The organism is Chromatiaceae bacterium, assembly GCA_016714645.1.
In the GTDB taxonomy this organism is placed as follows: domain Bacteria; phylum Pseudomonadota; class Gammaproteobacteria; order Chromatiales; family Chromatiaceae; genus M0108.
The window spans coordinates 433,909-448,389 of sequence record JADKCI010000001.1; the positions used below are offsets into that span (position 1 = coordinate 433,909).

The following is a 14,481-nucleotide window of genomic DNA, read 5'->3' on the forward strand; positions in this document are numbered from 1 at the left end:
TCGCGGGTACCCCGATGCCTGATGGGCGATCCGGGGCGAGGGCCATCCTTAGGGGTCGGCGAGGATCTTCCCCAGGAATTGGTAGGTCCAGCCCGCGGCCCTTATGGCCTGCTCCAGGGCCGCTTCGTCCCCGCCCAGGCTGGCCTCCAGGTCACGACCCAGGCTGGACCAGCGCTCGCCGGTTGCGGGGCCATAGCCTTGGAAGAAGCGATTGGCCCCGGCCGCTGGCCGCCGGTGGGCCTGGTCGAGAAGTCTGACGATCAACCGCGACCCCAGGGTCGAGCCCTCCAGGACATAGAGGCAGCCGGCGACCCGGGCCAGGCCCTCGCCCGCATAGGGCGCGAATCCGGGGTCGGCTATGAATGGCGTTGGCTGGAAGGCGGGGTCGAGGTGCCGGAGGTCGGCCTCGAGCCAGGTGGTCTTGACGAGGCGGCTGGACCAGTCGTAACCCCGGTCTTCCCAGACCGGGGCGCGCCCCAGCAGGTGCTGCTCGCAGGCCACATTGGCCCGGTGAAAGCGCCGGAGTAACTCTTGATAGTCCCCACGCGTCAATTCCGGATCAACCAGGCGTCGCATCGCCGGCAAATCCTCTAGGGTGTCGTGCAGGGGCGCCGTGGACTGTTTCAGGCGGACCATGACGCCGGGGATGGCAGGGGTGTTCATAGGGGCTTGGCCGTCTTCACGACGGGGATGGTCAATAGGGGCCGAAGAGGATAGGCGATTAAGGCCTGCGCAACAATTTGGTCGCGAGTCCAGGCCGGCCCGGACTCCTGATCAGGACCCTCTGAGGCGCCAGGCGCGTCCCGCGCAAGGGGCATCGTCGAGACCGCTAAGGATATCCTGGCCTTTGAAGCGGCTCTGGTCGAGGAAGGCTTCGACTTCGCCTATAGGAATCCCTATCACTTCGTAGCCTTCAGCGCCAATTCTGGCTATCGAGCCTTGGCCCGCGACCGCTAGGAACGGCTCCAGGACAATCATGGTGGTGGCCAAGGACTCCCCTCTGAAGTCCCTGGAAGACCTGGCGGGCCGGGAACTGGTCTTTTCGGCGCCGGGGGCCTTCGCCGCCAGCCTGCTGACCCGGGCCGAGCTGGAAGGGCGCGGCATCCCCTTCCAGGCCCGCTTCGTCTCCTCCCATGATTCCGTCTATCTGAACGTCGCCAAGGGCCACTATGCCGCCGGCGGTGGCATCCGCCGTACCCTGGAGGCCCTGAGCCCTGAGCCCTGAGCCCTGAGCCCGGAGCCCGGAGGTCGGCGATACCCTGTGGGTGCTCTGGGAGACCGAGGGCTACACCCCCCATGCCATCCCCATCAGCCCCAGGGTGCCAGCCGCGGTGACCGAGGCCATTCTGACGGCCCTGATCGCTCTGGAGACCGAGGCGCCGGAACTGCTCTAGGACGCGGTCCTGGCTCCCTTGACCCCGGCCAAGGACAGCGACCAGGACGATGTCCATGCCCTGGATCTCCAGCGTCTTGACTGTCTGTCAAGAATTCCCGCCCCCTAGTCAGGGGGCGGTCCGGGATAAGACCCTCCCGCGCCTTGAGCCCCAAACCCGGCCAGGCGCAACCCTTCGGGTGTCCCGATCCATCCCTCCCGACTTCCCTTGGGTCAAGTAAAGAACCCATAAAACTCCGCATGACCAGGCGGCTATCTTCCGGTAGTATCCAGGCCAACAGCCACGGGGAAATCGCCATGCCGACAGAACGCAAAGTACGCCGTTACACCGCATTTTTCCCAGGCTGGGCGACGGCTTTCGGGGCCCATGAGCAAGACGCGAGCGATCCGCGCGGGCTGGTCTGGCTGCACGGCGAACATCAGTTGGGACTCATCCTGTCGCCCGAGATCAAGCATTTCCTTTACCCCCTCTTTTTAGGCAATAGCCACGCGGAGGCACCGGCTGTGGCGCTCGGGGCGGGCCTGCTGCGTGTCGAAGGGGTGGAGCTAAACCTCGGCGAGGGGGACAGCCGCGCCCTCACAGCCCTGATGGAACTGGTGGCGAGCGAGGGTGACCTGCACCTGTCCCAGACCTACCACCTCATCTATCCCAGCGGTACCCGGATCCTGACCCTGAGCCCCAAGGCCCCCCTGCCGCTGGTCTATCGCGAGATCGCCCCCCTGCTGCTCCAGTTGATCTGATTCCCGGAATCGCCGCACGCCATCCGGCGATTCACCTTGCCGCCACGGATGCCCGCCATGGAACCCCCCTACCCCCTGGTCCTCGTTGACGCCTCTTCCTACCTCTTCCGCGCCTATCACGCCCTGCCCAAGCTGAACAACTCCAAGGGCGAGGCCACGGGCGCCCTGATCGGGGTGCTCAACATGCTGCGCAAGCTGCGGGAGGACTACCGGCCCGAGTTCATGGCCGTGATCTTCGACGCCCCCGGCAAGACCTTTCGCGACGACCTCTTTCCCGCCTACAAGGGCCATCGTCCCGCCATGCCGGATGACCTGCGGGAACAGATCGAGCCTCTTCACGCCATCATTCAGGCCATGGGCCTGCCCCTGCTGAGGGTACCGGAGGTGGAGGCGGACGATGTCATCGGTACCCTGGCGACCCGCGCCGCCGCCCAGGGGCTGACGACCCTGATCTCGACCGGCGACAAGGATCTGGCACAACTGGTTGGCGACCATGTCACCCTCATCAACACCATGAGCGACGAGCGCCTGGATCGCCAGGGCGTCATCGACAAGTTCGGCGTGCCGCCGGAGCGCATCGTCGATTATCTGACCCTGGTCGGCGACAGTGTGGACAACATCCCCGGCGTCCCCAACTGTGGCCCCAAGACCGCCGTCAAGTGGCTCCAGGAATTCGGCGATCTGGAGGGGGTCATGGCCCACGCCGCCCAGGTCAAGGGCAAGGTGGGTGAAAACCTGCGCCAGAGCCTGGACCGGCTCCCCCTGTCGCGCTCTCTGACCCAAATCAAGCTCGATCTGGAGCTGGGTTTGGAATTCGCGGACCTCAAGCCCACCGCCCAGGACCCGGAGGCCCTGAGGGCCTGGTATCGCCGCATCGAGTCGCGCCGGCTGCTGGAGAGCCTGGACGGGAAGGAGGGGGCCCGGGGCGCGCCAGCGGAGGCGACGGCGGCCGGCCCGGCGGGGGCCGCCATCCAGGTCGACCCGGCTGCCGCCTACGAAATCCTCCTCGACCCGGCGCGCCTCGATGTCTGGCTGACCCGTCTGGAAGCGGCCAAAGGCTTCGTCATCGACACCGAGACCACCAGCCTGGACTATATCCAGGCCCGCATCGTCGGCCTCTCCTTCGCGGTGGAGGCGGGGGCGGCGGTCTATGTCCCGCTCGCCCACACCTATGTCGGCGCTCCGCCCCAACTCGACCGGGAGGAGGTGCTGGCGCGGCTCAAGCCCCTGCTGGAGGACCCGGCGCGGCCCAAGGTCGGCCAGAATCTCAAGTACGACATGAGCGTGCTCGCCAACCATGGCATCGGGCTCCAGGGTATCGCCCACGACACCATGCTGGAGTCCTATGTCCTCGATAGCACCGCCAGCCGCCATGATATGGATTCCCTGGCCCTCAAGTACCTGGGCCACAAGACCATCCATTTCGAGGACATCGCCGGCAAGGGGGCCAAGCAACTCGGTTTCGATCAGGTCCCCCTGGAAACCGCCGGCCCCTATGCCGCCGAGGATGCCGAGGTCACCCTGCGTCTCCACCAGGCCTTCTGGCCCCGGCTAGAGCAGCAACCCGGTCTCGCCCGTCTTTACCAGGAGATCGAAATCCCCCTGGTGCCGGTCCTCTCGCGCCTGGAACGCCAGGGGGTGCGCATCGACCGCGATCGCCTGGCCGCCCAGAGCCGCGACCTGACTGGGCGCATCGCCGCCCTGGAGGAAGCCGCCTATCGCGTCGCCGGGCGCCCCTTCAACCTGGGCTCGCCCAAGCAGATCGGCGAGATTTTCTTCACCGAGCAGGGCCTGCCGGTGGTGGAGAAGACCCCCAAGGGGGCCCCCTCCACCTCCGAATCCGTGCTGCAGCAACTGGCCGACGCCGGCCACGAACTGCCCCGGATCATTCTGGAGCATCGCGGCCTCGCCAAGCTCAAATCGACCTACACCGACAAGCTGCCCCAGATGGTCAGCCCGGTCACGGGGCGGGTGCATACCTCCTACCATCAGGCGGTGGCCGCCACCGGTCGCCTCTCGTCCTCGGACCCCAATCTGCAGAACATCCCCATCCGCAGCGAGGACGGCCGGCGCATCCGTCTGGCCTTCATCGCCGATCCGGGCTGCAAGCTGGTCGCCGCCGATTATTCCCAGATCGAACTGCGCATCATGGCCCACCTCTCCGGGGACGAGCGCCTGCTGGCCGCCTTTGCCGCCGGTCTGGACATCCATAGCGCCACCGCCGCCGAGGTCTGGGGCCTGGCCCCGGACCAGGTCGGCGTCGACCAGCGCCGTGCCGCCAAGGCCATCAATTTCGGGCTCATCTATGGCATGTCGGCCTTCGGCCTGGCGCGGCAACTGGGTATAGAGCGCGGCGAGGCCCAGGCCTACGTGGACCGCTATTTCCAGCGCTACACCGGGGTGAAGGACTTTATGGACCGCACCCGCCTGCAGGCGCGTCGGGACAAATACGTCGAGACCCTGTTCGGGCGGCGCCTCTACCTGCCGGACATCGACCACTCCAACCAGGGACGCCGCGCCGGTTCCGAGCGCACCGCCATCAATGCCCCCCTGCAGGGTACGGCCGCCGACATCATCAAGCGGGCCATGATCGCCGCCGATAGCTGGATTCAGACCGAGCACCCCTCGGTGCGCATGATCATGCAGGTCCATGATGAGTTGGTCTTTGAGGTCGAAGAGGCGGCGGTCCCGGCGGCCTCGGAGCACATCCGTGCCGCCATGGAGTCCGCCGCCGATCTGGCTGTTCCTCTTCTGGTGCAGATCGGCGTCGGCGACAATTGGGAGGAGGCACATTGAGTCAGTCAGGAGCCACCATGCATCACCAACCGCCTAAACTCCGCGCCATGCTCAATGACCTGATTGCCTTGCCCACGGTGAGCAGCGTCAAGCCGGAACTGAACATGGGCAACCGGCACCTGGTTGATCGCCTAGGGGAATGGCTGCTGGGGGCCGGCTTCCGGGTGGAGGTCATGGAACTACCCAATCAGCCGGGCAAGGCCAATCTGATCGCGACCCTGGGCACCGGGCCCGGGGGGTTGGTCCTGTCCGGGCACACCGATACGGTCCCCTATGATGCCGGGCGCTGGCGGCGCGACCCCTTCGAAATCACGGAAGAGGACGGCCGGCTCTACGGCCTGGGCACCAGCGACATGAAGTCCTTTCTGGCCCTAGCGCTGGAGGCGGCGCGGGGATTGACCGCTAAGGATATGCAGTGGCCCCTGACTATTCTGGCGACGGCGGACGAGGAGTCCTCCATGAGCGGGGCCCGGGCACTGGTCCAGGCGGGCCGGCCCCTGGGGCGCTATGCCGTGATCGGCGAGCCGACCTCCCTCCGGCCGGTGCGGTTGCATAAGGGGGTGATGAACGAGGCCGTGCGTCTGATCGGCCAGCCAGGGCACGCCAGTGACCCGGCCCTGGGTAATTCGGCCCTAGAGGGGATGCATGAGGTCATGGGGGAGATCCTGGCCTGGCGTCGGGAGTTGCAGGAGCGGCATCGCCATCCCGCCTTCGCGGTGCCGGTGCCGACCATTAACCTGGGCCATATCCACGGTGGCGACAACCCCAACCGAATCTGCGGCGATTGCGAGCTGCTGCTGGACCTGCGGGTCCTGCCGGGGCTGAACGTAGAGGAGTTACGCGCCCAACTTGCCGCGCGAGTCGCCCGGGTGGCGGAGCGACGCGGCCTGGGCTGGGAGGTGGCGCCCCTGTTTGAAGCCATACCGCCGGCGGAGACCCCCGCCGCCTCCGCCATCGTCCAGGCCAGCGAAGCTCTGACCGGCCATGCTGCCGAGGCCGTGGGCTTCGGCACCGAGGCGCCCTTTTTGAATCGGCTTGGTCTGGAGACCGTCATCCTGGGTCCCGGCAACCTGGCTCAGGCCCATCAGCCGGACGAATACCTGGAGACGGCGCGCATACCGCCGACCCTGGACCTGCTGCGCGCCCTCATCCGCCGCTTCTGCATCGAAGGCTGACAACCCCGGCCGGAGCCTGGCGGCGTCGCGCGGGGTTTCCCCTCTGCTGGCGGTGAACTTTTTCCGGCCGAGAGGTTCTCATTGGGTGAGCGCTTTCAAAACCGGTTGCCTTCCCTTCCCCCTGGCTAACCGGATTCCCGGTCCCCCACCGGGGGGCGCTCTTACCTCGCCCTTCACCCCCCCCTTGAACGGCGGGGTTTCTTTTGTCCGCCCCGCTTTCGGACCTGGACGCGATCAAGCCGCAAGAGCCCTTGTGCCGCTGCGCGGATTGGCGGTGGCCTACCAGCTATAGAGAATCCATTGGGGAACGGCGTTGTTCCAGACCCGGTCCTGCTGTACGTCCAGGGTCCCATCGCCATTGGTGTCGATCAAATAGTAGGGTGGGCCGATCTGGGGCTGGATGCGCACCATGTAGAGTTGGCCCTTGATGCGGTACTCGTAGACGGTGCCGCGATCCGTCTCCAGAATGGTGACGTCCGGCTGTACCGATTCGCCGGGGTAGCCCGCAGGGGGCAACTCCGGGGCTGCGAGTTGGGTTTCGGACTGGGCCCAGGCCGCCAGGGAGGCGGCGCCCAGGAGGGTCGCGGTCAGGATCCGTTTCATGGGGTTCGCCAAAGCCTGCGGGTTGCCGTTAGTCCGTGTATGTTATTACGTCACGCCCGGGAATTCCCTTCTTTGTTGCTCATGGATGGGCGGGCTCGGGCATAATGCCGCCCGGCGCTCGCCGGGCCCACCCCCCGGTTCCCGTCCCCGTCAGTTCCCGTGATCCCTTGCGCGCCCCGCCTTGCCCTCAGGCTGCCCCATGAAAGACCTCAATCCCCGACAGCTCGAAGCCGTGCGCTATGTGGGCGGCCCCCTGCTCGTGCTCGCTGGCGCCGGATCGGGCAAAACCCGCGTCATTGCCCGCAAGATCGCCTACCTCGTCGGCGAATGCGGCCTGGCGCCGCGCCATATCGCCGCCGTCACCTTCACGAACAAGGCGGCACGCGAGATGAAGGCGCGGGTTGCGAGCGCCCTCAAAGGCCGGGAGGGCCGGGGCCTCACCATCTCTACCTTCCACACCCTGGGACTCGACATCCTGCGCCGCGACCATGCCCGCGCCGAGCTGCGACGCGGCTTTTCCCTCTTCGACCCCCAGGACGCCGAGGCCATCATCAAGGAGCACCTGCGGGGCCGGCGTCAGGATGACGCCCTGACCCCCGCCGCCGTCCAGTCCCGTATCTCGGCCTGGAAGAATTCACTCGTCGAGCCCGCCGAGGCCCTCAGCCACGCCGAGGATGACTTCGAGGCCGACCTCGCCCGCCTCTACGCCGACTACCAGCGCAGCCTGCACGCCTACAATGCCGTCGATTTCGACGACCTCATCCGTCTGCCGGCACGCCTCTTCGCCGCCCAGCCCGACCTGCTGGAGACCTGGCAGTCGCGCCTGCGCTACCTGCTGGTGGACGAGTATCAGGATACCAACGGCGCCCAATACGAACTGGTTCGGCGCCTGGTCGGTCCCCGGGGCGCTCTGACCGTGGTCGGTGACGACGACCAGTCGATCTACGCCTGGCGCGGTGCCCGGCCCGAAAACCTCGCCCGGCTCAAAGAGGATTTTCCGACCCTCAAGGTCGTGATGCTGGAGCAGAATTACCGCTCCAGCGGGCGCATCCTGGGCCTCGCCAATGCCCTCATCGCCCATAACACCCACCTCTTCGAGAAACGCCTCTGGTGTGCTCATGGCGAAGGGGAGCGCCCCCGGGTCATCACCTGTCGCGACGAGGCCCACGAAGCCGAGCGGGTGGTCTCGGAGATCCTGCACCGGCGCTTCGCCGACCAGGCCAATTTCGGCGACTTCGCCATCCTCTATCGCGGCAACCACCAGGCGCGGCTCTTCGAGCAGGCCCTGCGCGAACACGACATCCCCTACTTTCTCAGCGGCGGCACCTCCTTCTTCGCCCGGGCCGAGATCAAGGACGTCATGGCCTACATGCGTCTCCTCGCCAACCCCGAGGATGACGCCGCCTTTCTGCGCATCGTCAACACCCCGCGCCGGGAGATCGGGCCCAACACCCTGGAGAAGCTGGCGGGCTATGCCCGGGAGCGGGGCGTACCCCTGCTGCGCGCCTGCGGCGAACTGGGGCTGGGTCAGCGCCTGGAGCGGCGACCTCGCGAGCGTCTGGAGCAATTCGCCGCCTGGCTCGACACCCATGCCCGCCACGCCGCCAGCGAGCCGGTGGCCGCCGTCCGCGCCCTGGTGGAGGGTATGAACTACGCCGCCTGGCTGAAGGAGAATGCCTCCAGCCTGCCGGTCGCCGAACGGCGTTTGGAGAATGTCCACGACCTGCTCAACTGGCTCGATGCCCTCGGCAAGGGTGAAAATGAGGGTAAGTCCCTGCAGGATCGCGTTGGCCACCTGTCCCTCATGGACGTGCTGCAACGCCAGGAGGAAGAAGAGGGTGGCGACCGCGTCGCCCTCATGACCCTCCACGCCGCCAAGGGGCTGGAGTTTCCGCACGTCATGCTGGTCGGCATGGAGGAGGAACTGCTGCCGCATCGCGTCAGCATCGAGGACGACAGCATCGAGGAGGAGCGGCGCCTCGCCTATGTCGGCATCACCCGTGCCCGCGAGCACCTGACCTTTACCCTGGCCAAGCGCCGCAAGCGCTTCGGCGAAATGGTCCAGGTCCAGCCCAGCCGCTTTCTGGAGGAATTACCCGAGAGCGGCCTGGATTGGGATACCCGCCGGGTGGACAACGCCGAGGAAAACCGCGCCCGCGGCACCGCCCATCTGGCCGGCCTGAAAGGCCTGCTGGGGACGACTTGAAGGGCCGGTGGCCAAGGGTTGCCCGGGTAAGCGGGGTGTTCGGTAGGGTCAGTGCCAAGCCCGGCGCCCGGGAATTTTGCCCCCCCAGGATGTCAACGGGATGACAAAGCCTCGGCACCAGTTATATACTTCACCACCTTAGGCTGAGTGGCAGAGTGGTCATGCAGCGGCCTGCAAAGCCGTGCACCCCGGTTCGATTCCGGGCTCAGCCTCCACCTTCCTTCCTCATTGCTTATTCGCCAGAGCCTCCCGGGCCGACGGCAGGGTCAGATCCCCCCAGGTTCCACCCCCCTCCCGCCCGGGTGGCGAAATCGGTAGACGCAAAGGACTTAAAATCCTTCGACGCGAGTCATGCGGGTTCGAGTCCCGCCCCGGGCACCATTCAAAAACAATGAGTTCCGCCGTCTACACGGAAAACTCGGGATAACCGGTTGGCCATGTAGACGCAGTGTAGACAGGGGCCCCCTTTTTTGGCCTTTGGCCGCCCTTTTTAGTCCTTCGACGGCCGTTTTCCCCGACGGACGGCTCGGCCCCTCCCTACGGACACAAAAACCGGCCGAAGCCGGTTCTGCGTTGCCCATCGTTCGCCGCCGTCACTCGGCATAAAGCCGCACGGTCCACGCCGCCGGGTCCGGGTAGATCAGGGCGCCCGCGGGAATGTTCTTTAGATCGGCGATCCGGGTCTTGGCCACGGCAAGAACTTCCGCCTCGGTCTCGGGAAACAAGTTGCCCCTACCAATAATGAAACCCCCAACCGTTCTCGGTTGGGGGGGGTATTGCCCGATCGCGCCGGTTCCCGCGTGTTGTTGGGGGTTCTTGCGGAAGCCTGCGGACTTAGCCGGTCAGTCCGTCAGCCAGTTTCGAACCGCATTCCAGTCTCTCTCCTGGCCATTCCCCCCTCGGACCTCGCTCCCTGGAACCGGCCAAAAATCCGCAAAGGCCGCGAGTATTACTTTTATAAATCAATATGTTAATCGCTTGCGAACCAAGCGGTTGGATTGTAACCTTGGGTGGTGGAGGAAACAGATTCGCTCTGACGTCCCATCTGCATCAGCGCTTGTCGCCGTGTCTTTGCTTGCGAACCTACCGCTTAACAATGTGTCAACTATACTGTAAAGTGTCAATCCCGCAGTCAACTGGAGAGCGCCATGGGCCAAAAAATGAAGAACGCACCGGTATACTTCACCATTGCCCAAGTCCGGCACAACCCCGTCCTTCGGCTCGGATCCTACGCACCCGACATCCAGGATCGTATGCGGAAAGCGAGCTACCCCGACTTTAAGAAGGGGATCGCCATGGCACTTACGTTTGCTCCTCAACTGGGGGACCCCCCACAGCCGCAGCCCCCGGTAGTTGAACAAGTCGAACGGTTGATGTTTTTTAGCACTGATAGCACTAGAGGGTTCATCGTCGAACAGAACGCCCTATCGTTTCACACGACAGAGTATGAAACTTTTGAAGCCCTTGTTGATGAATTTATGCGGGGGTTGGCCATCGTTCACGAATGCGTCACGTTGGCACACTCCGAGAGGGTTGGGCTACGGTACCTAGACGCAGTCGTTCCTCCTAGTGGTGAGACAGGACTTGCCGACTACTTGGCGCCTGGCGTACTCGGGCTGAGCAATCGCTTGCCGGAGGAAGTCACAGTTTCTCACTCTTTTGCCGAAACACATATCCAAACCGCCAAGTATGCCGTTCTCGCACGCACGATCATCCAATCTGGGCCGCTAGGGTTCCCAATGGATCTTCAACCCATTGGAGTAAAGGTTGCCGATCGATTCCGCGAGATCAATGGCGTTCATGCTATCGTCGATACCGACGCCTCAATCGAAGGCCGGCACCCTTTCAATCTGGAACTCATAAAATCTCAGCTGCAAGTGTTGCGTGATGGGGTTGGGATTGCGTTTGACGCAACTGTTACGCCGATCGCGGTCTCAGCGTGGAATAGCTGAAAAGCGCAAAGGAGACAAACATGTACGCACCCTATCAGTTTGATGGACCGGCAAGACCCACAGCCCGAACTGCAGCTTTTACGAAAGAAGATGGTTTTCTTATAGACATTGCGCGACAAAACAATCTTCGTTGGCGCATCTTATCCTATTGCGTAGCTGGTACGTTTGGATTGCTGTCGCCTAACTATTTGCACGCTAGTGCAGCCACTGCAAATTGGGACATCAATCACATTGAGATCGGTGGGAAGAACGAGAACTCGGCAGGGGCTGTCAGCGAATCTGCTAGAGACATCGCACACATACGCACGGTAACGAAGATTTCAGTTTCCGAGCTTTCCAGAGTATTTGGTGTATCACGACAAGCGGTACATGAGTGGATTAAGGGCGGCGCTCTTTCGCCACGAAACGCTCAACGGCTCTCAGAGCTGGCACGAGCGACTGACGTATTTCTTGAAGCTGAAATCGAGGTGTCTCCCCAGGTTTTCCGTAGAAAGATTTCTGGAGGCACTTCCATATTGGACGCTATAAGAGACGACGGAAATGTCGTGGATTTGGCACGAACGCTCGCTGCTACCCTGGCGAGAGAGTCTCAGCAACACCAGCGCCTCGCTGCACGTCTTGCGGGAAGATCTGCGACCTCCGGTACTTCCATAGAATTTGGTTCTCCTCACCTCAATGAAGATGCTTGAGGAGTCAGTGCATGGCAGACAACGATCGGCAGTTCTCATGGCGCCAAGGCAATATCATAACTCTTGAAGCAGCGAAGGCGCTCGATCTGCTGACGTCTGAGTGTGATGATCAGTACTTCGCCGTGGTCGCTTCCCACGACTGCGACCTATCAGCGGCCCGGGAAAAAGAACCATACGTCGAGGTCGTGATCGGCAACCGCATCGATAAGCTTGGCGGTGATTCATTCGGCAAAACTGCTAGGCGTTTACACATCGAATATCAGTCAGAAGCAGGGCCTTTAGCAATTGAATTGTTGGCACCAAGTAAGCGGCCAATAGCGAAGCATGAACTATTCATCACTCAACCCCGCCAAGACATATGGCTTGATGGCCACGGTATTGCGATACTTCAGCGATGGCTCGCGTCTCGTTATCACCGCGCCGCGTTTCCAGAAGCTTTTGAATACCGCCTGCGTACCGCAAATCTGCCAGGAAAACAAACCTTTCTTAAACGAATAGAGGGTGTCCTGGCAGACGGCGGCGATCACATACGTGCACTGCTTTTCGATCTTGACGAAGGTACAGAAGTTGAGCGCGATGGACCGGAAGACGTCTATCGGCTTGGGATTATCGTGCTCTATGAAAGCCTTCGAGATGAACCAGCAGCTGCAGAAGCTGCAGGCAAGGCAGCTGAGGCGTTGGAAGAGCTTTTCGAGGCAGCGTTTCACTCCCAGGATTCAGGATGGAAAAACATCCGCCTGATGTATTGCGATCCAGCGTCGGACAGTGCCATTACTGTCGCTCAACGGGAGATGCTGAAGCAATGGCGTCTGGAACATATGAGTCTTCAAAAAGACCCACCACAACCAATGATCACGCTTTGATCCATGCTGAATGGATCGATCCCTAAACATCGTGTATGTGTTCAGCCCCGTGTGATTATTTACCCAGAAGGAGCTATCCTCTGTTCCGTGCTCGGGAAGTACTCGAGTATCTGGCCCTCGGGGGAGATACCGCCCCGGGGGTCACCGCCCCGCTGGCCGCCACCCCAGACCGAGACCCTACCCATGCAAGTCAATCTGCATAAGAACGCCCGGACTACCCCTGCCATCCGCCGCGAGTTGCGTGAGTCACCGCTGCCCATCGCAGAACTGGCCCGGCGTTATCACCTGAGTAAGGCCACGGTGCGCAAGTGGCGCCGCCGCGAGGAGACCACCGACCGTTCCCACCGCCCGCACCGCCTGCACACCACCCTCTCGCCGGCCCAGGAGGCGGTGGTGGTGGCCCTGCGCCAAACGCTGCTGTTGCCCCTGGATGACCTGCTGGCGGTGACCCGTGAGTTCCTCAACGAAGGGGTCTCGCGCTCTGGCCTCGACCGCTGCTTGCGCCGCCACGGAGTCTCGGACCTCAAGGCGCTGCTACCCCGCGAGGAGAGCGGCAAACCAGCCTATCAGCCCTTCAAAGACGATGCCCCCGGCTTTGTGCATGTCGATGTCAAGTACCTGCCGCAAATGCCCGACGAGGACCAGCGCCGCTACCTGTTTGCCGCCATCGACCGGGCCACGCGCTGGGTGTATGTCGAGATCTTGCCGGAGAAGTCCGCCGCCTGCGCCCAGGGCTTCCTGACCCATCTCCTCCAGGCCGCCCCCTTCAGGATCACCAAGATCCTCACCGACAACGGCAAGGAGTTTACCGACCGGTTCTGTGCCACCGGCGAGCGCGAACCGACGGGCAAGCACCGCTTCGACCGGATCTGCCATGAACAGCACATCGAGCACCGCCTCATCCCGCCGCGCCATCCCCAGACCAACGGGATGATCGAGCGCTTTAACGGCCGCATCAGCGAGGTCCTGGCGACCAACCGCTTTCGCTCCGGGGAGCAACTGGCGGAGACCCTGCAGCGCTATGTCAATGTCTATAACTACCATATTCCGCAGCGGGCACTGGGCCAGGTGTGCCCGGTGGAGGCCTTGGAACAGTGGCGGGTAAAGCAGCCTGAACTGTTCGTTTCAGAGATTAACAATCTCCCGGGGCTTGACACGCGACTGTATCCACCTGATCCCAACCCATGCGTCTTGCCTCTTCGGCGTTACCGGCGGTAACGGATTTCAAGTCCTGGACCAGGCCCTTGGCGAAAATCATAGTGTTACCGCTCAAGCGGACCCAGTTTTCCGGATTTTTTTGAATATCCAATTAAAGGGGGCCGGACCATGCGACCGAAGCATCCGAAGCATCAAGAGCGCCACCGTACGGACCGCATCGCCTGGCTGCGCGCCGCGGTTTTGGGGGCGAATGACGGCATTATCTCCACTGGCAGCCTGTTGGTCGGAGTTGCCGCGGCCGACGTTCCCCAAGCCAGTCTCCTCGCCACCGGCATCGCCGGACTGGTGGCTGGCGCCATGTCGATGGCTACCGGGGAATATGTCTCTGTTCACTCCCAGGCGGATACTGAAGCCGCCGCACTGGAACAGGAGCGTTTGGAACTCGCCGTCGATCCTATCGGCGAGCTCCAGGAGCTGACGGCTATCTATGTCGGGCGCGGGCTTGATCCGCCCCTGGCAAAGGAGGTGGCGGCACAACTCATGGCCCATGATGCCCTGGGTGCCCACGCCCGGGACGAACTCGGCATCTCCGATGCCTTCAGCGCCCGACCCATTCAGGCGGCACTGGCCTCCGCGACGAGCTTTGCCGTCGGCGCCGCCCAACCGCTCCTCGTGGCCACCCTGGCCCCCAGGCCCTATCTCCTGCCCCTGCTAGCCGGTACCTCCCTGCTCTCTCTCGCCGTCCTCGGCGCCTGGGCGGCGCGGGCGGGTGGCGCCGGGATGGCGGCAGGCGCCCTGCGCGTCACCTTCTGGGGAGCCCTCGCCATGGCGGTCACGGCCGGGGTCGGCGCCCTGTGGGGGACTCTGGCCTGAGCGACATAACCCCCCCGCTCTTGGCGCGTTGT

At 63.5% G+C, this 14,481-nt stretch carries 12 protein-coding genes and 2 tRNA genes; 12 read left to right on the plus strand and 2 right to left on the minus strand.

All coding sequences use genetic code 11. The annotated features are described in order from the left end of the window. Nucleotides 1-48: 48 nt before the first annotated feature. On the minus strand, nucleotides 49-663 hold the full coding sequence (locus tag IPN92_02025) for a biliverdin-producing heme oxygenase (protein ID MBK8637097.1): 615 nt from the start codon (nucleotides 661-663) through the stop codon (nucleotides 49-51). Nucleotides 664-982: 319 nt separating this feature from the next. Here IPN92_02025 and IPN92_02030 point away from each other — a divergent pair, with 319 nt between their 5' ends. The 4 genes from IPN92_02030 (at nucleotide 983) to argE (ending at nucleotide 6,105) form a co-directional block, all read left to right on the plus strand. Beyond that, nucleotides 983-1,225: a PhnD/SsuA/transferrin family substrate-binding protein gene (locus tag IPN92_02030; GenBank protein ID MBK8637098.1), complete on the plus strand. Its 243-nt coding sequence runs from the start codon at nucleotides 983-985 to the stop codon at nucleotides 1,223-1,225. 465 nt (nucleotides 1,226-1,690) lie between these two features. Beyond that, on the plus strand, nucleotides 1,691-2,134 hold the full coding sequence (locus tag IPN92_02035) for a hypothetical protein (GenBank protein ID MBK8637099.1): 444 nt from the start codon (nucleotides 1,691-1,693) through the stop codon (nucleotides 2,132-2,134). 57 nt (nucleotides 2,135-2,191) lie between these two features. Next, on the plus strand, nucleotides 2,192-4,930 hold the full coding sequence (gene polA / locus IPN92_02040) for a DNA polymerase I (GenBank protein MBK8637100.1): 2,739 nt from the start codon (nucleotides 2,192-2,194) through the stop codon (nucleotides 4,928-4,930). Nucleotides 4,931-4,947: 17 nt separating this feature from the next. Continuing rightward, nucleotides 4,948-6,105, plus strand: coding sequence for an acetylornithine deacetylase (gene argE, locus IPN92_02045; GenBank protein ID MBK8637101.1), 1,158 nt, complete (start codon nucleotides 4,948-4,950; stop codon nucleotides 6,103-6,105). Nucleotides 6,106-6,384: 279 nt separating this feature from the next. Here argE and IPN92_02050 read toward each other — a convergent pair whose 3' ends face one another. Continuing rightward, on the minus strand, nucleotides 6,385-6,708 hold the full coding sequence (locus tag IPN92_02050) for a DUF2782 domain-containing protein (GenBank protein ID MBK8637102.1): 324 nt from the start codon (nucleotides 6,706-6,708) through the stop codon (nucleotides 6,385-6,387). Nucleotides 6,709-6,907: 199 nt separating this feature from the next. Between IPN92_02050 and IPN92_02055 the strand changes: the two genes are divergently transcribed. The 8 genes from IPN92_02055 to IPN92_02090 all read left to right on the plus strand — a co-directional run bounded on the left by IPN92_02055 (nucleotide 6,908) and on the right by IPN92_02090 (nucleotide 14,449). After that, a complete protein-coding gene (locus IPN92_02055) occupies nucleotides 6,908-8,914 on the plus strand; it encodes a UvrD-helicase domain-containing protein (GenBank protein ID MBK8637103.1) in 2,007 nt (668 codons plus the stop codon). Nucleotides 8,915-9,055: 141 nt separating this feature from the next. Continuing rightward, a tRNA-Cys gene (locus IPN92_02060) sits at nucleotides 9,056-9,129 on the plus strand. Nucleotides 9,130-9,210: 81 nt separating this feature from the next. Beyond that, nucleotides 9,211-9,295: transfer RNA gene (locus tag IPN92_02065), tRNA-Leu, on the plus strand. A gap of 767 nt (nucleotides 9,296-10,062) precedes the next feature. Next, nucleotides 10,063-10,866 (plus strand): TIGR04255 family protein, encoded by an 804-nt coding sequence (locus IPN92_02070; GenBank protein ID MBK8637104.1) that lies wholly within the window; start codon nucleotides 10,063-10,065, stop codon nucleotides 10,864-10,866. A gap of 20 nt (nucleotides 10,867-10,886) precedes the next feature. Beyond that, nucleotides 10,887-11,555, plus strand: coding sequence for a hypothetical protein (locus IPN92_02075; GenBank protein MBK8637105.1), 669 nt, complete (start codon nucleotides 10,887-10,889; stop codon nucleotides 11,553-11,555). 11 nt (nucleotides 11,556-11,566) lie between these two features. Beyond that, nucleotides 11,567-12,418, plus strand: a complete 852-nt coding sequence (locus IPN92_02080; protein ID MBK8637106.1) for a hypothetical protein — start codon at nucleotides 11,567-11,569, stop codon at nucleotides 12,416-12,418. Between the two features lie 183 nt (nucleotides 12,419-12,601). Next, nucleotides 12,602-13,636: an IS481 family transposase gene (locus tag IPN92_02085; GenBank protein MBK8637107.1), complete on the plus strand. Its 1,035-nt coding sequence runs from the start codon at nucleotides 12,602-12,604 to the stop codon at nucleotides 13,634-13,636. 108 nt (nucleotides 13,637-13,744) lie between these two features. Then, nucleotides 13,745-14,449: a VIT family protein gene (locus IPN92_02090; protein ID MBK8637108.1), complete on the plus strand. Its 705-nt coding sequence runs from the start codon at nucleotides 13,745-13,747 to the stop codon at nucleotides 14,447-14,449. Nucleotides 14,450-14,481: the final 32 nt, after the last annotated feature.

What these genes read in the sequence shown, in the direction of transcription:
- IPN92_02025 (MBK8637097.1), bottom strand. Translation starts at nt 663, where the DNA reads ATGAACACCCCTGCCATCCCCGGCGTCATGGTCCGCCTGAAACAGTCC.
- IPN92_02035 (MBK8637099.1), top strand. Translation starts at nt 1,691, where the DNA reads ATGCCGACAGAACGCAAAGTACGCCGTTACACCGCATTTTTCCCAGGC.
- polA (MBK8637100.1), top strand. Translation starts at nt 2,192, where the DNA reads ATGGAACCCCCCTACCCCCTGGTCCTCGTTGACGCCTCTTCCTACCTC.
- argE (MBK8637101.1), top strand. Translation starts at nt 4,948, where the DNA reads ATGCATCACCAACCGCCTAAACTCCGCGCCATGCTCAATGACCTGATT.
- IPN92_02050 (MBK8637102.1), bottom strand. Translation starts at nt 6,708, where the DNA reads ATGAAACGGATCCTGACCGCGACCCTCCTGGGCGCCGCCTCCCTGGCG.
- IPN92_02055 (MBK8637103.1), top strand. Translation starts at nt 6,908, where the DNA reads ATGAAAGACCTCAATCCCCGACAGCTCGAAGCCGTGCGCTATGTGGGC.
- IPN92_02070 (MBK8637104.1), top strand. Translation starts at nt 10,063, where the DNA reads ATGGGCCAAAAAATGAAGAACGCACCGGTATACTTCACCATTGCCCAA.
- IPN92_02075 (MBK8637105.1), top strand. Translation starts at nt 10,887, where the DNA reads ATGTACGCACCCTATCAGTTTGATGGACCGGCAAGACCCACAGCCCGA.
- IPN92_02080 (MBK8637106.1), top strand. Translation starts at nt 11,567, where the DNA reads ATGGCAGACAACGATCGGCAGTTCTCATGGCGCCAAGGCAATATCATA.
- IPN92_02085 (MBK8637107.1), top strand. Translation starts at nt 12,602, where the DNA reads ATGCAAGTCAATCTGCATAAGAACGCCCGGACTACCCCTGCCATCCGC.
- IPN92_02090 (MBK8637108.1), top strand. Translation starts at nt 13,745, where the DNA reads ATGCGACCGAAGCATCCGAAGCATCAAGAGCGCCACCGTACGGACCGC.